Source organism: Methylobacterium sp. 391_Methyba4, assembly GCF_029691625.1.
GTDB classification, from domain to species: domain Bacteria; phylum Pseudomonadota; class Alphaproteobacteria; order Rhizobiales; family Beijerinckiaceae; genus Methylobacterium; species Methylobacterium fujisawaense.
This window is the reverse complement of record NZ_CP121475.1, coordinates 5,510,946-5,534,048: the sequence shown is the minus strand read 5'-3', so window position 1 is coordinate 5,534,048 and position 23,103 is coordinate 5,510,946. Positions and strand designations below refer to the sequence as shown.

Below are 23,103 nucleotides of genomic sequence, written 5' to 3'. Positions count from 1 at the left end.
GGCGGCGCGCCTCAGCGGACGCGCTCCCAATCGACGAACGCGAAGGCGTGCTCGTCCCGGGGTCCCGCCGGATGCGCCTCGCGGAACGTCTCCCGGAAGCGACCGCGGTCGAAGGCCGGGAAGCGCACGTCGCCCTCGGGCTCGGCCTCGACCTCGGTGAGATGGAGCCGGTCGGCCTGCGGGAGCGCGAGCGCATAGATCTCGGCCCCGCCCACCACCATCAGCTCCGCCCCGGCGGCGGCCGCCAGCGCGGAGGGCCAGTCATGGACGGTCTCGACCCCCTCGGCGCGGAAGCCGGCATCCCGGGTGAGCACCAGGGTGCGACGCCCCGGCAGGGGCCTGCCGATCGAATCCCAGGTCCGCCGGCCCATCAGCATCGGCTTGCCCATGGTCAGGGCCTTGAAGCGCTTCAGGTCGCTGGAGAGATGCCAGGCGAGGCCGTTGTCGCGGCCGATCACGCCGTTGCGGGCGACCGCGGCGACCAGGGAGACGATCGGGCTCATACCGCCACCGGGGCCGCGATGGCCGGGTGCGGCTCGTAGCCCGCAATGGCGATGTCCTCGTACCGGAAGGCGAAGAGGTCGCGGACCTCCGGGTTGAGCCGCAGCTGCGGCAGCGGGCGCGGGGTCCGGCCCAGCAGGGTCCGGGTCTGCTCCAGGTGATTCCGGTAGAGATGCGCGTCGCCGAAGGTGTGGACGAAGTCGCCGACCCCGAGGCCGGTCACCTGGGCGATCATGTGGGTCAGCAGGGCGTAGCTCGCGATGTTGAAGGGCACGCCGAGGAAGGCGTCCGCCGAGCGCTGGTAGAGCTGGCAGGAGAGCCGCCCCTCGCTCACGTAGAACTGGAACAGGCAGTGGCAGGGGGCGAGCGCCATCCGGTCGAGGTCGGCCGGGTTCCAGGCCGAGACGATCAGGCGGCGGGAATCGGGGTTGCGCCGGATCTCGTCGAGCACCCAGGCGATCTGGTCGACGGTGCCGCCGCCGGGCTTCTCCCAGGAGCGCCACTGCTTGCCGTAGACCGGCCCGAGATCGCCGTGCGCGTCGGCCCACTCGTCCCAGATCGTCACGCCGTTGGCTTGGAGCGCGGCCACGTTGGTATCGCCCGTCAGGAACCAGAGCAGCTCGTGGATGATCGAGCGCAGGTGCAGCCGCTTCGTGGTGACCAGCGGGAAGCCGGCCGACAGGTCGAAGCGCATCTGGTGGCCGAACACCGAGAGCGTGCCGGTGCCGGTGCGGTCGTCCTTGGCCACGCCCTCGTCGAGGATGCGCCGGAGCAGGTCCTGATAAGCGTCCATCGGTCATTCCTGCGCGCCGACGCGACGGCGGGCAAGCGCGCCGCCGACATCTGTCCACCGCCGTCACCAGCTGGCGGTCAGGCCGGCCAGAGCAGGTAGGTTACGAGGGCGAGGTTCGACCAGCCGTGCAGGGCGATCCCGGGCCAGAGCCGGCCGGTCCGCCAGCGCAGCCAGCCGAGCGCCAGGGCGAGCGGCAGCAGGGAGACCGGCCGGGCGAGCCCCCAGGAGGAGATGTGGGCGGCGGCGAAGATGACCGCCGTGACCAGGATCGCCCCCGCCGGCCCCAGCACCGCCCGGGCACGGGCGAAGGCCTCGCCGCGCAGCAGCAGCTCCTCGGCCACGGGCGCCAGGATCGCCAGATAGGCGAGCCACGCCGCCACCGCGGCCTGGCTCATGAACGGGGACAGCCGCACGTGCTGGCCGAAGCTGGCACCGAACAGTTCCGCGGTGCCGGTGACCCAGGCGATGTGCAGAACCGGCCAGACGAGGAGGAGCCCCAGCAGGGCGACGGGCCGCATCCCGTTCGGGCGCTCGCGGTCGAGGGCGAGGCGGCGGCGCCAGCCGGTCCGGTCGCGCCACCAGGCCGCACCCACCACCAGAACGGCGAGGAACACCTGACGCAGGACGTCCGTGGCGAAGGCACGGTGGGTCAGCTCCACCGCACCGAGGAACGGGCGCCGCTCCGGCGGCAGGAACGGATCGATCCCGCTCCACAGATCGAACCCGACGCGCACGACCGCCAGCGCGAGCAGGCTCGCGGCGCCGAGATAGAAGACGACGAGCGCGACCAGCCCGCCGAGATGCCAGGCCGCCGACCAGATGCCGGGACGAGGGGCGTCGGCCACCGCGCCGGAAGACGACTGCGCGCTTCCGGCAACAGCCTCACCCGGAGGCTCCAAATGAGACGGCGGCGCGACACGATCGGGCTTCAAAACCGGACCGATCCCCTCTATATCTTGGGAGCCGGTCGCGAGGCCGGCTATGGCGATAAACGTTCTTCGCAATAAACCTATCGGACCCGGGGGCGGTACCCGGCGCCTCCACCCGAGCCCAGGACATGCTGCCGCAAGGCGCGTGATCTTAGCCTGGGCTTTGGCGGGGGCGAAATAGGATCGACGAGGGCGTAAAGGTTGGACTTTCGCTCGGCATGGTTCCGCCGTTATCGGGCCTTTGCAATAGTTGCCAACGACAACTTTGCTCCGGTGGCGGTGGCCGCGTAAGCGGTCCCCAATACCGACCTAAAGTCCTAGCGGGTAGCACCGCATAGGCGGGGTTCGGAGGCACCTGGCAACAGAAGCCTCCACTTCCAATCCTCGGTCCAGCCATCCGCGGCGGGGCGCCGGGCAGACCGGGCGAGAGCGCAACCGCAGATGGCAGACGACCTCATCCGCTACGATCTACTGGTACAGGACGCCCTGCGCGGCGTGGTCCGCAAGGTGCTGACCGACGCGGCCCGCGAGGGCCTGATGGGCGAGCATCACTTCTACGTCTCGTTCCGGACGGAAGCGCCCGGCGTGCGGATCTCGCAGGCCCTGCGGGAGAAGTACCCGCAGGACATGACGATCGTCCTGCAGCACCAGTTCTGGGACCTCAACGTCACCGAGCACGCCTTCGAAGTCGGCCTGTCCTTCTCGGGGGTGCCGGAGCGGCTGCTGGTGCCGTTCGACGCCCTGTCGGGCTTCTTCGATCCCTCCGTGCAGTTCGGCCTGAAGTTCGATCTCAGCGAAGCCGGCGAGACCCCCGAGGAGGCGAACGCCGCCCCGGCGGCCAAGCCCGGCCCGCGCGGGGCCGGCTCGGAACCCGGCGAGGTGCGGCCCAAGAGCGCCGGTCTCGCCACGATCGGCTCCGGCGCGCCGAAGGGGCTGCCCGCTCCCGCCGCTCAGGGCGAGAAAGCCGCCGGCAAGTCCGACGACAAGGCCCCCCGCCCCGCCGCCAAGAAGGAGGGCGAGGAGGGCAGCGCCGAGGTCGTGAGCCTGGACGCCTTCCGCAAGAAGAGCTGAGCGTCTCCCGGGCCGGATCGACGGCCGGGCGTCGTACGGGGGACGACACGGTCGCGCCGTCGATGCTGTCGGCGGCTGCGGGGAGCCCGCGCCCGATCGCCAAGCGATCCGCGACCCTCGAGACCGTCGATCAGATTCGGTCGCCCGTCCCCTCCGGCCGTCCTGCTGAAGGGCGCCGGCCTGCACCGCGGCACGGTGACCGGGCCCGGCCTAGCCCCGCGCCACCGCGTCCATGCGCAAGCCGTGCTCCGGCCGCAGCGTCACCCGGTGGAGCGGCGTCACCGGCGGATGATCCGCCGGCAGCCGGAAGCGCACCGCCCGCACCACATGCGCCAGCACGATCACGGCCTCCTGAATCGAGAAGCTCTGGCCGATGCAGATCCGCGGCCCCGCCCCGAACGGCAGATAGGCGAAGCGCGGAATCGTGTCGCGGTTCTCGGGCAGGAACCGCTCCGGCACGAAGGCCTCCGGATCCTCCCACAGCAGATGATGGCGGTGGAGCACCCAGGGCGCCACCATGACCAGCGAGCCCCGCGGCACCTTGATCCGGCCGAGCCGGTCGTCCCGGATCGCCTGACGGCTGAGGAACGGCACCGGCGGGAACAGGCGCATCGCCTCCTCGATCGCCGCCCGGGTGAACGGCAGACGCTCCGCGGAAAAATCCCCCGGCCCGGCGGCATCGACCTCGGCCTCGATCCGCGCCTGGGCGGCCGGATCCTGCGACAGGCAGTAGAGCGTCCAGGTCAGGGAATTGGCCGTGGTCTCGTGCCCGGCGGCGATGAAGGTGACGATGTTGGCCTTCACGGCGAGATCCGAGAGCCCGTTGCCGGTCTCGGGATCCTGCGCTTCGAGCAGCAGGGTCAGCAGGTCCCGGGGCGCCTCCCCCCGCGCCATCAGCGCCTTGCGGCGGGCGATGAGCTCATCGACCACCTCGGCGAAGAAGCGGCCCGCCGGACGGGCCCGCAGGCGGCCGATCCGCGGCACGAAATCGGGCACGCCGAACACGTCGAGGGGGTCGATCGGCCCGACCGCTTCCAGGAAGCGCGTGATCGCACGGCCGAGAGCATCGGGATCGCTCGGCAGGCCTTGCGTGAAGATCGTCCGCTCCAGCACGTCGAGCGTGACGCGGGTCATCTCAAGGGCCACATCGACCTGCTTGCCGTCGCGGCGGACGAGGCGGCGGCCGAGACGGGCGCCGGCGGCGTTCATCGCCTCCGAAAAGCCCTGGACCGTGCGGGCGTTGAAGATCGGCGCCAGCGTCCGGCGCTGGAGGCGCCACTCGTCGCCCTCGGCGCTGAGCAGACCGTTGCCGAGCCCCGGGGCGAGGACACGCCGCTGCAGGTCGTCCTTGCGGTAGCCGTCGGCATTCTCGATGAGCAGGTAGCGGATCAGCGCCGGGTCGCTCACCAGGGTGATCCGGCCCATCGCGCCCTCGGCCGCCACCACCGGCAGCTTGAAATGCGCGTCCATCCAGGTGGTGATCGGATTCTTCCGGGCCGCCCGCAGGAAGTCGAACAGGCCGAGCGGCGCCTTCAGCGGCGGCGGCACGACGGGGCGGAACCGGGCGGCGGGTTCGGACAGATCGATCGTCGCGCTCATCGGCTCCTTGTCCGGCGGGAACAGAGCTTCGCTCTTGTCGGGGTACCGGGAAAACCGGCATCGCGATTCACCCGCGCCTCATTTAAGTAGGCACCGCACGGCACCAGACGTAGAGGCCACGATGTCGCCCACCGAGACCGCCACCCGCACCGAGTCCGACACCTTCGGGCCGATCGAGGTTCCGGCGCATCGCTACTGGGGCGCGCAGACGCAGCGCTCGATCCAGAACTTCAAGATCGGCACCGACCGGATGCCGGCGCCCCTCGTCCACGCCCTCGGGGTGGTGAAGCAGGCTGCCGCCCTGGTGAACAAGGATCTCGGCGCCCTCGACGCGACGCTCGCCGACGCCATCGCGGCCTCGGCCGCCGAGGTAGTGGAGGGCCGCCACGACGACGAGTTCCCCCTGGTCATCTACCAGACCGGCTCGGGCACCCAGTCGAACATGAACGCCAACGAGGTGATCGCGAGCCTCGCCAACGAGCGCCTGGGCGGCCAGCGCGGCGGCAAGTCGCCGGTCCACCCGAACGACCATTGCAACCGCGGCCAGTCCTCGAACGACACCTTCCCCACCGCCATGCACATCGCGGTGGCGCGGGAGATCCAGGGGCGCCTGCTGCCGGCGCTCTCCCACCTGCACGGCGCGCTGGACGCCAAGGCCAAGGCGTTCGCGTCGATCGTCAAGATCGGCCGCACCCACCTGCAGGACGCGACGCCGGTCTCGCTGGGCCAGGAATTCTCCGGCTACGCCGCCCAGGTGGCGCTCGGCGGCTCGCGGGTCGCCGCGACCCTGCCGGGGGTTCTGGCACTCGCCCAGGGCGGCACCGCGGTCGGCACCGGGCTCAACGCCCATCCGGAATTCGCCGACCGCTTCGCCGCCAAGGTCGCGGAGCTGACCGGCCTGCCCTTCACCTCCGCCGAGAACAAGTTCGAGGCGCTGGCCACCCACGACGCGCTGGTGTTCACGCAGGGCGCGCTCGCGGCCCTCGCCGCCGGCCTGTTCAAGATCGCCCAGGACATCCGCTTCCTCGGCTCGGGCCCGCGCTCCGGCCTCGGCGAATTGTCGCTCCCTGAGAACGAGCCCGGCTCCTCGATCATGCCCGGCAAGGTCAACCCGACCCAGTGCGAGGCGCTGACCATGGTCTGCGCCCAGGTGATCGGCAACGGCACGACGGTGAGCTTCGCCGGCAGCCAGGGCAATTTCGAACTCAACGTCTTCAAGCCGGTGATCGCCAACGCGGTGCTGCTATCGGTGCGGCTGCTCGCCGACGCGGCGGTGAGCTTCACCGACAATTGCGTCGTCGGCATCAAGGCCAACGAGGACAAGATCGCCGACCTGATGAGCCGCTCGCTCATGCTGGTGACCGCGCTCGCCCCCTCGATCGGCTACGACAAGGCCGCCGAGATCGCCAAGACCGCGCACAAGAACGGCACCACCCTCAAGCAGGAGGCCCTGCGCCTCGGCTACGTCACCGAGGCGGAGTTCGAGCGCGTGGTCCGGCCGGAGACGATGCTGGCGCCGAGCGCCGACTGATTGTTGTGTGACGTCCCGGCGCGGAGCCTCCCGCGCCGGTTACGGGAGGCGATCCGTGGCCGAGATCATCAATCTGCGCCAGATCCGCAAGGCGAAGGCCCGTGCCGAGGCCGACACGAAGGCCGAGGCCAACCGGATCGCCTTCGGCCAGCCGAAGAAGGCCAAGACCCTCCAGCAGCGGCGCAAGGCCCTCGAGACCGAGCGCCACGAGGGCCATCGCCTCGCGCGGCACGAGCCGGATTCCGACCCGAACGCATGATCCGCCTCCCGTGAGCGCCGGCCTCACCAAGCACTCCGTGATGATCGCCGGTCACCGCACCAGCGTGTCCCTGGAGGATCCGTTCTGGGCGGCGCTGCGGGAGATCGCGGAGGCGCGGGGCCAGTCCGTCCAGGCCCTCATCGGGGCGATCGATGCCGGGCGCGACGGACAGAACCTGTCTTCGGCGATCCGGGTCTTCGTCCTCGAAGCCGTGCGCGCGATGCCGGAAACGTGAGCGCGTCGCGCCCTGTCCGATCTGCCGGTCCCGAATAGCTTGTGACGTGCGCGTGACAAAACCCCGCAGTCAGGAGATCCCATGGCCACCCGAGAGCCGCTGCTCAGAACAATCCCGATCGCCGAGCTGCGCCCGACGCAGATGACGGTGGGCTACCGTGAAGTGGCGGAGAAGCGGCGGCGCTGGCGGGAATACGACGGCGAGAAGAAAGAGGAGTTCCTCGGCGCCCATATGATCCCGACGCTGCTCGGGCCGAAGAAGCGCCATTACATCATCGATCATCACCACCTCTCCCGCGCCCTGCACGAGGAGGGGGTCGAGAGCGTGCTCGTCACCGTGGTGGCCGACCTGCACTACCTCGACAAGGACGCTTTCTGGACGGTGTGCGACCACAAATCCTGGGCGCATCCCTACGATGCCGAGGGCGTGCGCCAGCACTTCAAGGACATCCCGAAATCGGTCGATGCCCTGGCGGACGATCCCTACCGCAGCCTCGCCGGCGAGCTGCGCCGGGCCGGCGGCTTCGCGAAGGATACCACCCCGTTCAGCGAGTTCCTGTGGGCCGACTTCCTGCGGCGGAACATCAAGGAGAAGCGGATCGAGGGCGACTTCTCCTCCGCCCTGGAGCGGGCGATGGCGCTGGCGAAATCCAAGGACGCCGACTACCTGCCCGGCTGGTGCGGACCGGTGACCCGCCCCATCCGCTAGGGCGCCGCCGGGTCGTCGCGGTGGATCCGCCCGACCGTTTCGCGTGACGCGGCGGGCTGTCTGCCCGAAAAACGCCCCGCCCCTGGGCGAGGTTCGGGGGGGCCGCCCGCGCCCGCCCCCTCCAGCCGGACGAACAGCCCCCGCATGCCGATGCCGCGTTTCGCCCCGAGCCTCGCGCTCGCCGCCCTGCTCCTGCCCGCCGCCGCGCAGGCCCAGGATCGCGGCAGCGTCAATCCGAAGCCCCTGCCGCCCCTGGAGCATCCGGACGCGCCCTCGACGCCCGCCAAGGCGCTGTTCGGGCGCGTCACCAAGGCGGCCTCCGGGCCGGCGCACATCTACGGCTTCTATGCCAAGGGCTGCTTCTCCGGGGGTGAGGCGCTGCCGCTGGACGGTCCGAACTGGCAGGTCATGCGCCCGTCCCGCAACCGGATGTGGGGCACGCCCTACCTCGTCGATTTCATCGAGCGCCTGTCGCAGAAGGCGGCCCGGGTCGGCTGGCCCGGCCTCCTCGTGGGCGACATGGCCCAGCCCCGGGGCGGCCCGATGATCACCGGCCACGCCTCGCACCAGATCGGCATCGACGCCGATGTCTGGCTGACGCCGATGCCCGACCACCGCATGAGCCGGGCGGAGCGCGAGGAGACCTCGGCCACCGACATGGTCCGCCGCGACCGCCTCGACATCGATCCGGAGGTCTGGACGCCGACGCACCTGCAACTGATCAAGGTCACCGCCGAGCAGCCGGAGGTGGAGCGCATCTTCGTCAACGCGGCGATCAAGAAGGCGCTGTGCCGCGACGCCGCGGGCAGCCGCTGGATGTCCAAGGTGCGCCCGATGTACGGGCACAATTACCACTACCATATCCGGCTCGCCTGTCCGGCCGGCCAGGAGGATTGCCAGCCGCAGGGCGCGCCGCCGCCGGGCGACGGCTGCGACGACCTCAGCTACTGGTTCTCGGATGCGGTGCTGCATCCGAAGCCCCCGAAGGTGCCGCCGAAACCCAAGCCCGCCATGACCATGGCCGCGCTCCCCAACGCCTGCCGGGCGGTTCTGAAGGCGCCGTAGGGCGGAGGCGCGGAGGCGGGGCGGCCGCCATCGCGGGCGAGGCGACCCGTCCGCGCGCCACCCGCGCTGACGGTGGCACCGCCGAGGGGATGAGCGGCGCGGAAACGATCCGCCCGGCGAGACTGGTCGCTCGGCGCGCCGGACGCGATGTGCTAACGCCTGCGGATGCCCCGCTGGCTCTTCATCCTCTTCGCGACCGCCGTCGCCCTCTCGGTGCTGGGCAGCGTGCTGATCGTGCTCCGCAGCCCGAACAGCACGCCGCCGCCGCACGGCAGCGCCGCCCCGTTGCCGGGCCCGCAGACGCGGCCCGACGGACGGAGCCCGTGAGGCTCAGGCGGCGACGCCGGTTCCCACCGGGCAGCTGACGCCGGTGCCGCCCAGGCCGCAATAGCCCGCCGGGTTCTTGGCGAGGTACTGCTGGTGGTAGGCCTCCGCGAAATAGAACCGCTCCAGCGGCTTGATCTCGGTGGTGACGTCGGGGAAGCCGCGCGTCCGGAGCGCCTCGGCGTAGGCGTCGCGCACGGCCCGGGCCGTGGCCTCCTGGTCGGGGCCGACGGTGTAGATGCCGGAGCGGTACTGCGTGCCGACATCGTTGCCCTGGCGCATGCCCTGCGTCGGGTCGTGGCTCTCGAAGAAGGTCCGCAGCACCGCCTCCCGGGACAGCACCGCCGGATCGAAGGCCACCAGCACGACCTCGTTGTGGCCGGTCTGGCCGGTGCAGACTTCCTCGTAGGTGGGGTTCGGCGTGTAGCCGCCGGCATAGCCGACCGCCGTCACGAACACGCCCTCGGGCAGTTGCCAGAACCGCCGCTCGGCGCCCCAGAAGCATCCGAGCCCCAGCACGATCGTCTCGATGCCCGGCGGATACGGCCCCTTGAGCGGGTTGCCGTTGACGAAATGCGTCTCGGCTGTCGGGACCGGCGTCGGGCGGCCCGGCAGGGCGTCGGCCGGGGCCGGCATTTCGGGACGCTTGCGGAACGAAAACATCGGCTTGCCTTCCGGTGTCGAACTCCCGCCGATATGGGGAGGCGGAGGCGGCCAGAAAAGCGTTCGGCGGCCCGGCGACGCGAAACCTTGACGCGAGACTGGACCTCGGACGCGAATTCCGGCTTGTACCCCCGAGAGACACTGATCGAATGGCCGCTCCGAGCGGCGTTGGGAAGGGCTGATCCGCATGGAGACGGGCGGGACTGCCACGAGCCACGTGCCGGACAATGTGAAGGTGGGGTCGCAGCGGGGCGATCCGTTCGCCGCAGCCGTGCGCGCGACGCGGATGCCGATGATCATCACGGATCCGGCCCAGCACGACAACCCGATCGTCTTCGTGAACGACGCCTTCCTGACGCTGACCGGCTATACCCGGATGGAGGTGATCGGCCGCAACTGCCGCTTCCTGCAGGGTCCCGAAACCGAGGCGGAGGCCGTCGATCGCCTGCGCGAGGCCATCCGGCGGGAGGAGGACATCCGGGTCGACCTCCTCAACTATCGCAAGGACGGCTCGACCTTCCAGAACGCCCTCTATGTCGGGCCGGTGCGGGATGAGGCGGACCGGGTCGTCTACTTCTTCGCCTCGCAGTTCGACGTCAGCGAGCGCTACGCGCTGACCGCCGAGGTCGAACGGCTGAAGGGGGCGCTGGCGGAGGCCGAGGCCCGGCTCGCGGGCCGTTAGGCTGCGCCCGAGCGCCAGGGCTTCGTCATTACTTCGTCAGGGCTTCGTCAGGAAGCCGATCGGCTCGCGGCCCGGCTGGCCGAGCCAGAGCAGCACCGCGCCGAGCCCCAGGCCGATCAGGGAGGCCGGCGCCAGGGTGAGCGGCAGGCCCAGGATGTGCCAGAGCCAGGGCGCCGCCCCCTCCACGCTGCCCTGCAGGGCGCTGGCCTTGTCCTTGAACAGGGTGGCGATCACGTCGGAGAGGGGCGTCACCCGCAGGCCGTTGTTGGCGATGGAACGGGCGCCGTCATAGATCAGCGCGACGAAGCCGCCGGCCATCAGCAGGAAGCCCAGGACGCGGGCCAGGAAGCGGAACATCGCGGGGCCTTCTGAGCCTTGCCTTACGGACCGTTTGGGCTTTCGCCGGCGCGCCCGAGGGCGCCCGCCCCGGGAGTATGGGTCCGGACCGCAAGGTGCAAGCGCCAGCGGCGCGTCTGCGGCGCGGCCGGGGCGAGCGTCGATCCGCGCGGTTGCCGGGTCGCCGGGCCCGTGCCACAGGCTCGCCCCGCGGCGGCGGGCCGCGGGAGAGCGGTCGACCTTGAACGCGCGCGCGACGAATCTCGGCCTCGTGATCTTCGATTGCGATGGCGTTCTGGTGGACAGCGAGCCCCTGAGCCTCGCCTGCTTGACGGCCGGACTGAACCGGATCGGCGTCGATATCGACTTCGCCACCGTGCGGGCCCGCTTCACCGGCACCGCGATGCCCTCGATCATGGCCCATATCGCCAGCGACTACGGGGTCGCCGCCCCCGCCGGCTTCGTCGAGGCGGTGAAGGCCGAGACCCTGGCGCTGTTCGACGCGGAGCTGCGGGCGATGCGCGGCGTCGCCGAGGCGGTCGCCGCCGTGGGCCTGCCGGTCTGCGTCGCGTCGAGCAGCGACCCGGTGCGGCTGCGCCATTCCCTGACCCTGACCGGGCTGCTGCCGCTGTTCGGCGAGCACGTCTTCTCCTCGGCCCAGGTGGCACGGGGCAAGCCGTTCCCCGACCTGTTCCTGTTTGCCGCCGCGCGCATGGGCGCCGCTCCGGCCGCCTGCCTGGTGATCGAGGACAGCGTGCCCGGCGTCACGGCGGCCCGGAGCGCCGGCATGCGGGTGGCGGGCTTCACCGGGGGCGGCCATTGGGGGCACGACCCGGCGGGCACCGGCCTCGCGGAGGCCGGCGCGACCCGGATCTTCTCGGACTTCTCCGACCTCGCCGCGGTGATCGCCGCCGCCTGAACGATCCCGCCTCCCCCGAGCGCGGCCGGCACCGGATTCCTGCCAGGCGGGCACCGAAAATCGGAAGTCCGTTCCGTTGACGGTGTGCGGCGCCACGCCCATTTTCAGGGTGCCGGCCGGGCTGAACGCCCGGGCGCTCCGCCGGTCCGGCCGCGGTGATTTGAGAAGCGTAGCTTGCGCCGCGTGATCAAACGCTAAAGCACTGCGACGGCCCCGTGCCGCGCGGTCCTTCAGTCTGGAGGACATCCGATGGTCCTGCGAACACCGTCCCTTCGACACCCGCTCCTGAACGCGCCCTGCTGCCCCGCCGCCCGTCGGCGCTGTCGACGCTAGCCCCGCCGACCGTCCGCAGCAGCCCACGCGATCCGGCACGGCGATATGCCGGCCCAGGGAGTTCCCAGTCCGATGCACAGTCTCGCAGAGTTCCAGCCCGAAAACCGTCCCGATTTCGCAGACCCGGCCATCGGGCCTGCCGAACCGGCCCGGGTGATCGAGATCGGTGAGGTCACCGCCGGGATCGCCGTGCCCGAGGGGCGCGGCGTCCGGTTCTTCTCATCGGCGCGCGCGTTCGACGGTCTCGACGGCGCCGTGTTCCGCACGGCCGAGCAGGCGGCCCGGGCAGCCCGCGCGCGCATGCGTACCCCGAGCCGGCCGGCCGCGCGGGCGCATCGCCCCGCGCTGCGCCGGGCCTGACCCGCGCGCCACCCCGCGCGCTACCGGCCGCACTCGTCGCGGGTGCGCTTCAGGGCTTCCGCGAACCCGCCGAGGGCGTATTCGTCGCTCGTCGGGTTCCCGCGCAGCGAGGTGGTCTTGATCACGAGCTTGGGGTTGCGGGCGCTCATCTCCGAGACGACCCGCGCCTCCTCGGCGGGGTTCTGCAGCCAGGCATTGCCGTCCTTCACCACGAGGCCGTAGCGGCTGGCGCCGAGGTTGAGGCTCGGATCGGTGGGCGCGGCCGCGGAGCCGGGCTTGATCTGGGAGGCCGCGGGCTTCGACGGGAAGCCCAGCATCACCGCCACCTCGTTCTGGACGTTCTCGCCCTTGCGCACGCTCACGAACAGATAGGCGGTGTCGCGCTTCAGGGTCTTGGGCGAGCGCGTCTGCGGCTGCGCGATGGCGTAGCAGAGCTTGTTGCGGCCGTCGCCGTTCACGAACACGTTCCAGTCGCCGAAGATCGCCACCGGCGTGGCCTGCTGCATGCCGGGCGGCGTCGCCGCCTTCTCCGCGCGCTTGGTCCGCTCGCGCCCATGCCGCCGCACCCGGCGGCTCGGGGCCGCGTCGCCGCCCCCGGCATCCGGGGCCTGCGCCACCTCCTGGGCATTGGCCGTCGTCGCCGACAGGCCGACCCCGCCGAGCAAACCGGTGGCCAGCCCGGATGCGAGCAGGGCGAGAGCTCCGACCGGGAGCGAGCGGGAAACGCGGACCATCTTCACTTCCTGACGACGGGCGGCTCCGTCAGGAGCCGGACCGGGGATCGGGATTAGTGAAGCTTGCGTAAAACGTCGGCAAGATGGCGAGGCCGGATCTCTCGAACATCAGACCGCGCGGGCTTCCGTCGCCCGGGCCGCGATCAGTCCGGCCGGAACCGGCAGCGGCTCGACCGCCTGGCCGGCCGAGACCGCGATCGCGTCCGGCTGGGCCGGCGCGGCACGCTTGCGGGGCGGATCGTTGTAGGGCGTGTTGTAGCCCTTGCGGACCGCGGCCCAGTAGGATTCGCGCGTCAGGCCCGACCCGGTCAACGCGGCGTCGATCATCGCCGTGGCATGCGCCGCGAAATCCGGCACGTCCTCCGGGTTAAGCCAACTCTCGACAGGCATCCTGCGAACTCCGATCCGAACGGCGAAGCTTGTAGCTGAGCGGACTTATCCAGACACTGAACGCGCGGGTGGGCAGAGGGTTGCAATGCACAATTTTGATGGGCGCTGTGGATGACCGGGCGCCCGTCATCGGGCCCGAGGCGATCGGGGCGCCGCCCTGTCGGCGGAGCGAAACGCCCCCCGGCCCGCGCTACGCCCGGTGAACGACGAGGGTAAAGCCTTCCTCCGGGTCCGGCGGCACGAAGTAGCGGCTGAACAGGTCGAACTCGGCATCCGTCACCGTGAAGGTATGGGCACCCTCGGCGTTGCGGAGGCGGAGGCGGGCCTTGCAGACCGCATCGGGTACGTCGAGGACGTGGAGTTGGTGGGCGACGCCGGCCGCCTCGAACAGGGTCCGCATCCAGGCCCGGCTGGCGACGGTGTTAGCCGGGAAGTCCAGCACGACCGAGAGGCCGAGTCGCAGCAGCGCCACGAGGTGCGGCGCCATCGCGTCGCGCAGGCGCGCCGCGTTGCGCGCGTAGTCGGCCAGGGAGGTTTGCTCACCGGGATAGAGCCGGGCGAGCCAGTGATCCTCCGCGACCACGACCGTGCCGGGCTGCTGCCCCAGGCGGTCGGTCAGCGTCGATTTGCCGGCAGCGATCTTGCCGCACACGAGGTGCAGAGTCGGGACGTGGGTGGGCATGGCGGGGACCTTGGATGCGGCGCGACGGCCGCGGGGCGCTCACGGGCGGGTCGGCCCGGCCTGACGGATCAGGCCGGGTTCCGAATTCGCCCGCGCAACGCGGCCCCTCCGCCGTGAATCGACAAGGTCATGAACCCACTCTGACATCCGCCGGGCGCCACTGCCAAGGAGCACCGAGGAGCGGCGGAGGCCCGCGGGGGCGCGCTGGCTCAGCCCAGCCGCTCGATCCAGGCCTGCGCCTGTTGCCGGACGTTGTCGGGCGCGGTGCCGCCGTAGCTGGTGCGGCTCGCCACCGAGTTCGCGACGCCGAGCACCGCGTAGACCGCATCGGTGATCCGCGGCTCCGCCTCCTGCATCTCGGGCAGCGACAGCGCCTCCAGCCCGACGCCCTTGGCGGAGGCGACGCCGACGAGACGGCCGGTGACGTGGTGGGCTTGCCGGAACGGCAGGCCGAGCTCGCGCACCAGCCAGTCGGCGAGGTCGGTGGCGGTGGCGTAGCCGGAGCCGGCGGCTTGGCTGAGCACCTCGGCGTTGGGCTCAAGATCCTTCACCATGCCGGTCATGGCGGCGAGGCACAGCGACAGGGCCTGGAGGGCGTCGAACGTCCCTTCCTTGTCCTCCTGCATGTCCTTCGAATAGGCGAGCGGCAGGCCCTTCATGACGACGAGCAGGCCGGTCAGCGCGCCGATGATCCGGCCGCTCTTGGCCCGTACCAGCTCGGCGGCGTCGGGGTTGCGCTTCTGCGGCATGATCGACGAGCCGGTGGTGTAGCCGTCCGACAGGCGCACGAAGTTGAACTGGGCCGAAGTCCAGACCACCAGTTCCTCGGCGAAGCGCGACAGGTGCACCGCGCAGATCGAGGCCGCCGCCAGGGCCTCCAGGGCGAAGTCGCGGTCGGCGACGGAATCCAGGGAATTCGCGGTCGGCCGGTCGAAGCCGAGCGCCGCCGCGGTGGCGTGCCGGTCGATCGGGAAGGAGGTGCCGGCGAGCGCAGCGGCGCCGAGCGGGCACTCGTTGAGCCGCGCCCGAGCGTCACGGAACCGGCCCCGGTCCCGGGCCAGCATCTCGACATAGGCGAGGCAATGGTGGCCGAAGGTCACCGGCTGCGCCGACTGGAGATGGGTGAAGCCCGGCATCACCGTGCCGGCGTGCTGCAGCGCCGTCTGGCTGAGGGCGCGCTGCAGGTCGGCAGCCTGCTGGTCGAGCGAATCCAGGGTGTCGCGCACCCAGAGCTTCATGTCGGTGGCGACCTGGTCGTTGCGCGAGCGCGCCGTGTGCAGGCGGCCGGCGGCCGGCCCGACGATCTCGGTCAGGCGGCTCTCCACGGACATGTGGATGTCCTCGAGCTCGCGCTTGAACGTGAAGGTGCCGGCCTCGATCTCGTCGCGCACGGACTTGAGCCCGGCCTCGATCGCGGCCACATCCTCCGCCGGCAGGATGCCGGCTTGGCCCAGCATCGCCACATGCGCCAGCGAGCCGCGGATATCCTGGGGCGCGAGGCGCTTGTCGAACCCGATGGAGGCGTTGATCTCCTCCATGATCTCCGCCGGGCCGCTCGCGAAGCGGCCGCCCCACATCCGGTTGCTCATGTCGATCCTTCCGCGCCCTGACCGTCCCGAGGCCCGAGCCTGATGCCCGGCCGCACGCCCATCCTGGCCGGCGCGGGCGTCGCCGCGCTCGCCGTCCTCGGCCTCGCCCTATACGGGAGCGGTCTCCTGCCCGGCAACATGGGCGGCGCCCTTCAGCCCTGCGCCGCCGCCAAGCCCGCCCTCGCCCGGGTCGACGCCGCCGCGAAGGGCGAGGTCGCCGCCATGCAGGCCCTGACGCAGGCCCGGCCCGCGCCGGACATCCGCTTCAAGGGGCCGGACGGCGCCGAGACCGGCCTCGCCGACCTCAAGGGCCGGCTGCTCCTCGTGAATCTCTGGGCGACGTGGTGTGCCCCCTGCAAGGCCGAGATGCCGGCCCTCGACCGGCTCCAGGCGCAGATCGGCGGGCCCGACTTCCAGGTCGTCGCCATCAACGTCGACACCCGCAACCTCGAGACGCCGCCGGCCTGGCTGAAGCAGGCCGGCATCCGCGACCTCGCCTTCTATGCCGATCCCGGGGGCCGCGTGCTTCCGATCATCCAGCGCGACACGCAATCGCCCGGCCTGCCGACCACGATGCTGATCGACGCGCAGGGCTGCACCCTCGGGGTGATGAAGGGACCGGCCGCGTGGTCGAGCCCGGACGGGTTGGCCCTGATCCGTGCGGCGCTGGGACGGACGTCATAGAGGTTGGCATCATAGAGGTTGGCGCCATAGGGGTTACGGTCGCGCCCTTGCGCCCACCTGGGATGCGCGGCAAGGCCTGCTGCGATGACATCTCCCCACACCGCGCCGCGGAGGCGGGGCCCGCGCCCCCTCTCGATCATCCGCACGCTGCTCGCCGGCGAGGCGGTGGGCGGGCTGATCCTGATGGCGGCCGCCGCCCTGGCGCTCGTCGTCGCCAACGGGCCGTTCGCCGAAACCTACGCGCACGGGCTCCACGCGGCCCTCGGGCCGATGAGCGTCCAGCACTGGATCAACGACGGCCTGATGGCCGGGTTCTTCCTGCTGGTCGGGCTGGAGATCAAGCGCGAGGCCCTCGACGGGCGGCTGCGCACCTGGCCCGACCGGATCCTGCCCGGCTGCGCGGCTTTGGGCGGCATGGCGGTGCCGGCCGCCTTCTACGCCCTGGCCAATCTCGGCGCCGGCACCCTGCGGGGCTGGGCGATCCCGGCGGCCACCGACATCGCCTTCGCGCTGGGGGTCCTGGCGCTCCTCGGATCGCGGGTGCCGGTCTCCCTGAAGATCTTCCTCAGCGCGGTCGCCATCGTCGACGATCTCGGCGCCGTCGTGGTGATCGCGCTGTTCTACAGCTCCGGCCTCGACCTCACCATGCTGGGGCTCGCCGCCCTGGTAGTGGCCGCCCTCTACGGCCTCAACCGGGCGGGGATCGGATGGCTTCCGGCCTACGGGCTGCTCGGCCTCGTGCTCTGGGTCCTCGTGCTGCGCTCCGGGATCCACGCGACGATCGCGGGCGTGCTGCTCGCGCTCACCATCCCGATCCGGGTCAGCCCGGGCCGGCCGGAGGATGCGCTCTCGCCCCTGCACCGGCTGGAGCACGCCCTCGCCCCCTGGATCACCTACTTGGTGGTGCCGGTCTTCGGCTTCGCCAATGCGGGCGTGGACCTCTCCGGCCTCACCCCCGAGGCCCTGCTCCAGCCGGTGACGCTCGGCATCGCGGCCGGGCTGTTCCTCGGCAAGCAGGCCGGCGTGTTCGCGAGCCTCCGGCTGGCGGTGGCGCTGGGATGGGCCAAGCGCCCGGCCGGGGCCGGCTGGGGGCAGGTCTACGGGGTCGCGGTGCTGTGCGGCATCGGCTTCACCATGAGCCTGTTCATCGGCGGCCTCGCCTTCCCGGATCCGGAGCATGAGACCGCCGTGAAGCTCGGCGTGCTCGCGGGCTCGGTCCTGTCGGGGCTCGCCGGCGCGGCGATTCTGCTGCTGGCCAAGCCGCGGACCGCCACGCGATAGCGGCGTCCCGCGCACGAGGCGGGATCCGCTGCGCGGAAAAATGCGCTACCCCGCGTCGGCATGCGCTTCTATCTCGGCCTCGCCACCACCTTCCACGACCCGGCCCTCGCCCTGGTCGGGCCCGACGGCACCCTGCTCTTCGCCGAGGCGGCGGAGCGGGTCCTGCAGTACAAGCGCGCGCCGAACTGCGAGCCGGACGCCCCGGCCGTGATGGCGTCGCTGCTGAGGGACCACGTCCCGCCGGGCTCCGAACTCGTCGTCGCCTCCAGCTGGGGCCCGCAATTCACCGACTTCCTGCGTGGTCAGGCGGGCACCGGCGCCTTCGACCTCATGGCGCTGTCCGCCCACACCACGGCGCTCAATCGCTCCTTCGTGCCCGAGCAGGCCGAGCGGGTGTTCATCGCCGACCTCCACGGCGCGCAGGAGCGGGCCGGCCACGGCACCCTGCTGGCCCTGAACCAGGAAGCCCGGATCACCGGCGCGGCGCCCCGGGCGACCATCGCCGGGCAGCGGCGCTACCCGCACCACCTCTGCCACGCCGCCTACGGCCTCTGGGGCAGCCCCTTCGACACGGCCACGGCCCTGGTGGTCGACGGCATGGGCGAGACCGGCGCGGCGGCGATCCACCGCCTGGAGGGCGGCCGGATCACGGAGCTGCGCCGCCATCGCGGGCGCGGCTCGCTGGGGTTCCTGTACGGGCTGATCACGGATCTCGCCGGCTTCGACCAGGTGAAGGGCGAGGAGTGGAAGATCATGGGGCTCGCCCCCTACGGGCGGTCCGATCCGGATCTCGCCGCGCTGCTCGGCCGGCTCTGCACGGTCGAGGGCCACCGCCTGCGCTATGCCGACGCGGAGACGATCCGCTCCGTGGCCGCGGAGATCCGCGCCCGCCGCCCCGCGGACGCCCTGGAGACCGGCTGGGCCGATCTCGCCCGCTGCGGCCAGGATCTTTTCGGCACCCTCATGGACGCGCTGGTGGCCGAAGCCTACGCCCTGGCGCCCGCCGAGAACCTCGTGATCGCCGGCGGCTGCGGGCTGAACTCCTCCTACAACGGCCGGGTGCTCGGCCGCTCCGGCTTCACCCGGCTGCACGTGCCCTCCGCCCCGGCGGATGACGGCAACGCCGTGGGCGCCGCGTGGCTCGCCTACGCGGAGGACCATCCGGACTGGGCAGGGCCGCCGCACGCGCAGCGCCCGCTGACCCCCTATCTCGGCTCGCGGGTCTCCACCGGCCCGATGGAGCGGCTCGCCGAGCAGGAGCCCCGCGCCAAGCGCGTCGGCCACGCGGAGGCGACGCGCGCGGCGGCGCGGATCCTCGCCGAGGGCGGCCTCGTCGGCTGGGTGCAGGGCCGGGCGGAGTTCGGGCCCCGGGCGCTCGGCAACCGGTCGATCCTGGCCGATCCGCGGCCGGAGGGCGCCAAGGACGCCCTCAATGCCAAGGTGAAGTACCGGGAGGCGTTCCGGCCGTTCGCGCCGTCGATCCTGGCCGAGGCCGGGCCGGACTGGTTCGAGGATTACGCCGACAGCCCCTACATGGAGCGCACCCTGGTCTGGCGGGAGGCGGTCCGGGCCCGGGTTCCGGCCGTGGTCCACGCGGACGGGACCGGCCGGCTCCAGAGCGTCACGGCGGCGCGGAACCCGGCCTACGCGGCCCTGATCGGCGCCTTCGCGGCGATCACCGGCGTGCCGATCCTGCTCAACACGAGCTTCAACGTGATGGGCAAGCCGATCCTCCACGGCGCGGAGGACGCGATCCTGATGTTCTACACCACCGGCCTCGACGCCCTCGTGGTCGAGGATTGGCTGGTGGTGAAATGAAAAGCGCCGCGCCCCCGGGGGACGCGGCGCCGGTCGCGCGACCGCGCGGATGCCTTACTCGCAGACCTCGACGCGGCGGTAGGTGAACTCGCCGTCGCCGAGCCATTCCTTGCGGCGCTCGTAGTGGCAGATCGGGCCGCGGCGCTCGCGCACCACGATGGTCTCGGGCTCCTCGACCACGACGCGGCGCGGGCGGTACTCCGGCGGGGGCGGCGGGGGCGGCGGGTTCGCGCCGTTGACGAGGGCGCTGCCGACCATGCCGCCGACGACGCCGGCCGCGAGGCCGCCGACGATGGCACCGGTCTGGTCGCGGGCGGTGGCCGGGGCGACCGCCCCGAGCACCAGGGTCGCCGCGAGGGCTGCGGCCCCAGCGCGAATCATCGTGAAGGAACCGTTCAAGGACACGCGAAAGATCTCCCGTTCGTGTTGAGGACGATCCAACACCGGGAGGATTAAGAATCCCCGAAGTGGGCCAATTGAATTGTGTGCCGGATATGGCATCGGCCCGTCCGAAGTTCCTGGGCGGAGGCGCGCAGGGCCCGCCTCCGCCGGCCGGCTACTTCGCCTTGTCGGCGATGCCCTTCAGGCCGGCCTCATAGACGCCCGCGATGGCCTCTTCCGCTTTCGCGTCGGGAGCGCCCTTGGCCTTGAACGTCCCTTTCCAGGTCACCTTGGAACCGCTGCCGGCCTTCGCGACCATGATCGTGGAATGATAGTCCGTGACGGGCAGCGGACCTTCCAGGATGGTGTAGGTGTAGTCCATCTTGGTGTCGTTGCGGGATTCCTCCTCCTCGACGATCGTCCCGCCACCCTTCAGGCTGAGCGTCCGGACCGCCTTGCCGCCCTTCTTCGACAGGGCGCATTTCTCGATCACCGGATGCCAGTCGCCGATCCCGCAGAACCCGCCGATCGTCTTCCACACGGCTTCGGGCGACGCGGCCACATCCACCGACTTGGTGACGTCCAGGGCCCAGGCCGGCCCCGCCGCCCCGAGGCAGATCGCGGCGGCCGCCAACAACATACGCTTCATCAGTCGCTTCCTCCCGCTCGACGCTCGATTTCCCGGCGTCCGAGTCAGGCCCAAACCAAGAGCGACACGCCCACGTTGCAAGGTCGACTTTAGTCCAAGACGCGGCCGAAAAATTCCGCCCCGGCCGCGCTGCGGGCCATCCGGTGCACCGCGTCCCCCGCGGGCTCGGATGTCAAAGCAGACCGTCGAGGGCCCCGATCACGACCGTCGGCGCCGAATCCATGTACTCGTCGGGCAGGCCCTTGCGGTTGACCCAGGCGGTCCGGAACCCGAAGACCCCGGCCCCCGCCACGTCCCAGCGGTTCGACGAGCAGAACAGCACGTCGCCCTGCCCCACCGCCAGCCGGGTCAGGGCGATCCGGTAGGCGTCGGGATGGGTCTTGAACACCTGCGCGTCGTCCACCGAGAGAACCGCGTCGAGGTGATCGGCCAGCCCCGCCGAGGCCACCGCCCGGTCGACCATGGCGGCGTTGCCGTTGGTGAGCACCGCCGTGCGGATCCCGCGCTTGCGCAGGGCCGCCAGCACGCCCGGCACCTCCGGATAGGCATCGAGGTCGCGGTAGGCGTCGAGGAGCCGCTCGCGCAGGCCGGGATCGACCTGCGGGTGGACCGCCAGGGCGTAGTCGAGGGCCCGCACGGTGAGGTCCCAGAAGGCCGCGTACTGGCCCATCAGCGACAGGGTCCAGCTGTATTCGAGCTGCTTGTTGCGCCAGACCTCGGAGAGGTGGGCGGCGTCCGGCCCCACCGCCTCGGCGTAGCGCTGGACCGCGGCGTTCACGTCGAACAGTGTGCCGTAGGCGTCGAACACCGCGGCCTTCACGCCCGCGAGGGGTCCTGATGCGTCGGTCATGGTGTTCCTCACTCGGTGCTCTCGCCCGATCTGGGGCCGGACCCGCGCTGCGGCGAGCCCGGCCGGGTCACTCAGGCCCGGCGCAGGCGCAGGCCGAACAGGTGCAGCAGGCCGGCCAGCAGGCCGCCATAGACCAGCGCTCCCACGAGCCCCAGCACCGCCAGGACGACGAGGTCGCGCCCGTGCGGGAGGGCCGGCACCAGCGCCTGGACGAGTCCCTGGCCGTAGACGGCGACCGCCGCCAGCCCGAGGCAGGCCAGGGCCACCCCGGCGACGGTGAGGCCGAGCGTGCGCCCCGGCGCCGTCCAGTTCCGGCGCTTGGCCAGGACGAGCAGCAGCAGCAGGTTCACCCATTGGCTGACCGCGGTGGCGAGCGCCAGCCCGGTGACGCCGTAGGGGCCGGTCAGCCAAAGCTTCAGGACCACGTTGACGCCGATCGCCGTGAGGGAGGCCCAGAGCGGCGTCTTGGTGTCCTGGCGGGCGTAGAAGCTCGCCACGGCGCTGCGCACCAGCACCACCGCCGGCAGCGCCAGCCCGTAGGCCGCCAGCACCGAGGCCGCCCGGGCCGCATCCTCGGCGCTGAAGGCGCCGCGCTGGAACAGGGCCGCCATGATCAGGCCCGGGATGGTCAGGAAGGCCACGGTGAACGGCGCCGACAGGGCCAGGGAGAAACCCGCGGCCCGGTTCTGCGCCGCGTGGGCCCCGGCCACGTCGCCGGCCGCGATCCGGCGGCTCATCTCCGGCAGCAGGACGGTGCCGGCCGCGATGGCGATGACGCCGAAGGGCAGCTGGTAGAGCCGGTCGGCGTAGTAGAGCGCCGAGACCGCCCCGGTGGGCAGCCAGCTCGCGATGATCGTGTCGGCGAAGGCCGCGATCTGGAAGCCGGCCGAGCCGACCACCGCCGGGCCGAGCACCGTGAAGAAGCGCTTCAGCGCCGGATCGAGGCGCGGCACCGCGAGGTCCGGCATCACCCGGACGCGGCGGCAGCCCCACCAGAGCAGGCCGAACTGGAGCACGCCGGAGACGGCGACGCCCCAGGCGGCGGCGTAGGCGGCGTTCGGGAACAGGAAGCTCACACTCAAGGCCGCCAGCATGGCGAGGTTGAGCAGGACCGGGGCGCCCGCCGCCACCGCGAAGTGCCGGTGGGCGTTCAGGATGCCCGATAGCAGCGTCACCAGCGTCATGAACAGCAGGTACGGGAAGGTGATGCGGGTCAGCGCCACGGCGAGCTGGAAGCGCTCGCCGTCCTCGGCAAAGCCCGGCGCCAGGGCGTGGACCACCCAGGGCATGGCCGGCAGGGCGAGATTGAGCAGCACGAGCTGCACGATCAGCATCAGGGTGAAGACGCGGTCGGCGAAGCGGTGCGCCGCCCCGGGCTCGCCGGCCTCCGCGAGCCCGGCATAGGCCGGCACGAAGGCGGTGTTGAACGCGCCCTCGCCGAAGATCGCGCGGAAGTGGTTCGGGAGCCGGAAGGCGACCACGAAGGCGTCGGCCATGGGCCCGGCGCCCATTACGGCGGCCATCACCACGTCGCGGGCGAAGCCGGTGACGCGGGAGACCAGCGTCCAGCCGCCGACGGACAGGATGGAGCGGATCATCGGGCAGGGCGCTCGCTCACCCCCTCCCCCCGCAGCGGGGGCGGGCGGGAGCACGGTCGAAGCGTCGCGCGTGTCGATCGAAAGGAAATGGCCGGCCCCTTCTGCACCGGGTCATCCGGCCTCGGGCGCATCAAGAGCC

The 23,103-nt window shown here is 71.6% G+C and carries 26 protein-coding genes, 1 other RNA gene and 1 pseudogene; 14 read left to right on the top strand and 14 right to left on the bottom strand.

Annotated features, from left to right (window positions below; genetic code table 11):
* Window positions 1–11: 11 nt before the first annotated feature.
* The 3 genes from P9K36_RS26040 to P9K36_RS26030 form a co-directional block, all read right to left on the bottom strand.
* Window positions 12–503, bottom strand: a complete 492-nt coding sequence (locus tag P9K36_RS26040; protein WP_043348252.1) for a dihydrofolate reductase — start codon at window positions 501–503, stop codon at window positions 12–14.
* On the bottom strand, window positions 500–1,294 hold the full coding sequence (locus tag P9K36_RS26035; RefSeq protein ID WP_043348249.1) for a thymidylate synthase: 795 nt from the start codon (window positions 1,292–1,294) through the stop codon (window positions 500–502). Before P9K36_RS26035 ends, P9K36_RS26040 begins: the two co-directional genes overlap by 4 nt.
* Window positions 1,295–1,371: 77 nt before the next feature.
* Window positions 1,372–2,139 (bottom strand): type II CAAX endopeptidase family protein, encoded by a 768-nt coding sequence (locus P9K36_RS26030; RefSeq protein ID WP_236952750.1) that lies wholly within the window; start codon window positions 2,137–2,139, stop codon window positions 1,372–1,374.
* A 78-nt stretch (window positions 2,140–2,217) separates the two neighbouring features.
* Here P9K36_RS26030 and ssrA point away from each other — a divergent pair.
* Both ssrA and P9K36_RS26020 read left to right on the top strand, forming a co-directional pair.
* Window positions 2,218–2,599, top strand: a transfer-messenger RNA (tmRNA) gene (ssrA, locus tag P9K36_RS26025).
* A 65-nt stretch (window positions 2,600–2,664) separates the two neighbouring features.
* On the top strand, window positions 2,665–3,294 hold the full coding sequence (locus P9K36_RS26020) for a ClpXP protease specificity-enhancing factor SspB (RefSeq protein ID WP_043759756.1): 630 nt from the start codon (window positions 2,665–2,667) through the stop codon (window positions 3,292–3,294).
* A gap of 210 nt (window positions 3,295–3,504) precedes the next feature.
* Here P9K36_RS26020 and P9K36_RS26015 read toward each other — a convergent pair whose 3' ends face one another.
* The gene (locus P9K36_RS26015) at window positions 3,505–4,893 is read right to left on the bottom strand and encodes a cytochrome P450 (RefSeq protein ID WP_043759754.1); all 1,389 of its coding nucleotides are present in this window, start codon (window positions 4,891–4,893) and stop codon (window positions 3,505–3,507) included.
* Window positions 4,894–5,014: 121 nt separating this feature from the next.
* Here P9K36_RS26015 and fumC point away from each other — a divergent pair, with 121 nt between their 5' ends.
* The 6 genes from fumC (at window position 5,015) to P9K36_RS25985 (ending at window position 9,018) form a co-directional block, all read left to right on the top strand.
* Window positions 5,015–6,424 carry a class II fumarate hydratase gene (fumC, locus tag P9K36_RS26010; RefSeq protein ID WP_043759752.1) on the top strand — a complete coding sequence of 470 codons (1,410 nt, stop codon included), beginning with the start codon at window positions 5,015–5,017 and terminating at the stop codon, window positions 6,422–6,424.
* A gap of 55 nt (window positions 6,425–6,479) precedes the next feature.
* A complete protein-coding gene (locus tag P9K36_RS26005) occupies window positions 6,480–6,683 on the top strand; it encodes a DUF4169 family protein (protein WP_043351113.1) in 204 nt (67 codons plus the stop codon).
* A gap of 10 nt (window positions 6,684–6,693) precedes the next feature.
* Window positions 6,694–6,918, top strand: coding sequence for a ribbon-helix-helix domain-containing protein (locus P9K36_RS26000; RefSeq protein WP_043351112.1), 225 nt, complete (start codon window positions 6,694–6,696; stop codon window positions 6,916–6,918).
* 81 nt (window positions 6,919–6,999) lie between these two features.
* Window positions 7,000–7,626, top strand: coding sequence for a ParB-like protein (locus P9K36_RS25995; RefSeq protein WP_043351110.1), 627 nt, complete (start codon window positions 7,000–7,002; stop codon window positions 7,624–7,626).
* A gap of 144 nt (window positions 7,627–7,770) precedes the next feature.
* Window positions 7,771–8,691, top strand: a complete 921-nt coding sequence (gene mepA, locus P9K36_RS25990) for a penicillin-insensitive murein endopeptidase (protein ID WP_043351108.1) — start codon at window positions 7,771–7,773, stop codon at window positions 8,689–8,691.
* A 165-nt stretch (window positions 8,692–8,856) separates the two neighbouring features.
* Complete coding sequence (locus P9K36_RS25985) at window positions 8,857–9,018, top strand: hypothetical protein (RefSeq protein ID WP_164706358.1); 162 nt, start codon at window positions 8,857–8,859, stop codon at window positions 9,016–9,018.
* Window positions 9,019–9,021: 3 nt separating this feature from the next.
* Here the strand turns inward: P9K36_RS25985 and msrA are convergent, their stop codons facing one another.
* Window positions 9,022–9,678, bottom strand: a complete 657-nt coding sequence (gene msrA / locus P9K36_RS25980) for a peptide-methionine (S)-S-oxide reductase MsrA (RefSeq protein WP_043379331.1) — start codon at window positions 9,676–9,678, stop codon at window positions 9,022–9,024.
* 187 nt (window positions 9,679–9,865) lie between these two features.
* On the opposite strand from msrA, the pseudogene P9K36_RS25975 reads away from it, so the two are divergent.
* A pseudogene (locus tag P9K36_RS25975) lies at window positions 9,866–10,348 on the top strand (PAS domain-containing protein); the annotation flags it as partial.
* Between the two features lie 48 nt (window positions 10,349–10,396).
* Here P9K36_RS25975 and P9K36_RS25970 read toward each other — a convergent pair.
* Window positions 10,397–10,717 carry a hypothetical protein gene (locus P9K36_RS25970; protein ID WP_043351099.1) on the bottom strand — a complete coding sequence of 107 codons (321 nt, stop codon included), beginning with the start codon at window positions 10,715–10,717 and terminating at the stop codon, window positions 10,397–10,399.
* Window positions 10,718–10,937: 220 nt separating this feature from the next.
* Between P9K36_RS25970 and P9K36_RS25965 the strand changes: the two genes are divergently transcribed.
* Together P9K36_RS25965 and P9K36_RS25960 are read left to right on the top strand one after the other, a co-directional pair.
* Window positions 10,938–11,615, top strand: coding sequence for an HAD-IA family hydrolase (locus tag P9K36_RS25965; protein WP_043351098.1), 678 nt, complete (start codon window positions 10,938–10,940; stop codon window positions 11,613–11,615).
* A gap of 405 nt (window positions 11,616–12,020) precedes the next feature.
* Window positions 12,021–12,308: a hypothetical protein gene (locus tag P9K36_RS25960; RefSeq protein WP_043759749.1), complete on the top strand. Its 288-nt coding sequence runs from the start codon at window positions 12,021–12,023 to the stop codon at window positions 12,306–12,308.
* Between the two features lie 20 nt (window positions 12,309–12,328).
* Here P9K36_RS25960 and P9K36_RS25955 read toward each other — a convergent pair whose 3' ends face one another.
* The 4 genes from P9K36_RS25955 to argH form a co-directional block, all read right to left on the bottom strand.
* A complete protein-coding gene (locus tag P9K36_RS25955) occupies window positions 12,329–13,042 on the bottom strand; it encodes a hypothetical protein (protein WP_043759748.1) in 714 nt (237 codons plus the stop codon).
* A gap of 108 nt (window positions 13,043–13,150) precedes the next feature.
* The gene (locus P9K36_RS25950) at window positions 13,151–13,432 is read right to left on the bottom strand and encodes a hypothetical protein (protein ID WP_043759746.1); all 282 of its coding nucleotides are present in this window, start codon (window positions 13,430–13,432) and stop codon (window positions 13,151–13,153) included.
* Window positions 13,433–13,622: 190 nt separating this feature from the next.
* Window positions 13,623–14,114: an ATP-binding protein gene (locus tag P9K36_RS25945; RefSeq protein WP_043759744.1), complete on the bottom strand. Its 492-nt coding sequence runs from the start codon at window positions 14,112–14,114 to the stop codon at window positions 13,623–13,625.
* Window positions 14,115–14,323: 209 nt separating this feature from the next.
* Window positions 14,324–15,703, bottom strand: a complete 1,380-nt coding sequence (argH, locus tag P9K36_RS25940) for an argininosuccinate lyase (RefSeq protein WP_043759742.1) — start codon at window positions 15,701–15,703, stop codon at window positions 14,324–14,326.
* A gap of 42 nt (window positions 15,704–15,745) precedes the next feature.
* Here argH and P9K36_RS25935 point away from each other — a divergent pair, with 42 nt between their 5' ends.
* The 3 genes from P9K36_RS25935 (at window position 15,746) to P9K36_RS25925 (ending at window position 19,486) form a co-directional block, all read left to right on the top strand.
* Complete coding sequence (locus tag P9K36_RS25935) at window positions 15,746–16,387, top strand: TlpA disulfide reductase family protein (RefSeq protein WP_043759741.1); 642 nt, start codon at window positions 15,746–15,748, stop codon at window positions 16,385–16,387.
* An 84-nt stretch (window positions 16,388–16,471) separates the two neighbouring features.
* On the top strand, window positions 16,472–17,668 hold the full coding sequence (gene nhaA / locus P9K36_RS25930) for a Na+/H+ antiporter NhaA (RefSeq protein ID WP_043379344.1): 1,197 nt from the start codon (window positions 16,472–16,474) through the stop codon (window positions 17,666–17,668).
* 60 nt (window positions 17,669–17,728) lie between these two features.
* Window positions 17,729–19,486, top strand: coding sequence for a carbamoyltransferase C-terminal domain-containing protein (locus P9K36_RS25925; protein ID WP_043759739.1), 1,758 nt, complete (start codon window positions 17,729–17,731; stop codon window positions 19,484–19,486).
* Window positions 19,487–19,540: 54 nt separating this feature from the next.
* Here P9K36_RS25925 and P9K36_RS25920 read toward each other — a convergent pair whose 3' ends face one another.
* From P9K36_RS25920 to murJ, 4 genes are all read right to left on the bottom strand, one after another.
* On the bottom strand, window positions 19,541–19,867 hold the full coding sequence (locus tag P9K36_RS25920; protein WP_043351105.1) for a hypothetical protein: 327 nt from the start codon (window positions 19,865–19,867) through the stop codon (window positions 19,541–19,543).
* 175 nt (window positions 19,868–20,042) lie between these two features.
* On the bottom strand, window positions 20,043–20,516 hold the full coding sequence (locus P9K36_RS25915) for an SRPBCC family protein (RefSeq protein ID WP_043379349.1): 474 nt from the start codon (window positions 20,514–20,516) through the stop codon (window positions 20,043–20,045).
* Window positions 20,517–20,688: 172 nt separating this feature from the next.
* The gene (locus P9K36_RS25910; protein WP_075381084.1) at window positions 20,689–21,366 is read right to left on the bottom strand and encodes a haloacid dehalogenase type II; all 678 of its coding nucleotides are present in this window, start codon (window positions 21,364–21,366) and stop codon (window positions 20,689–20,691) included.
* 71 nt (window positions 21,367–21,437) lie between these two features.
* Window positions 21,438–22,964, bottom strand: a complete 1,527-nt coding sequence (murJ, locus tag P9K36_RS25905) for a murein biosynthesis integral membrane protein MurJ (RefSeq protein WP_043759736.1) — start codon at window positions 22,962–22,964, stop codon at window positions 21,438–21,440.
* Window positions 22,965–23,103: the final 139 nt, after the last annotated feature.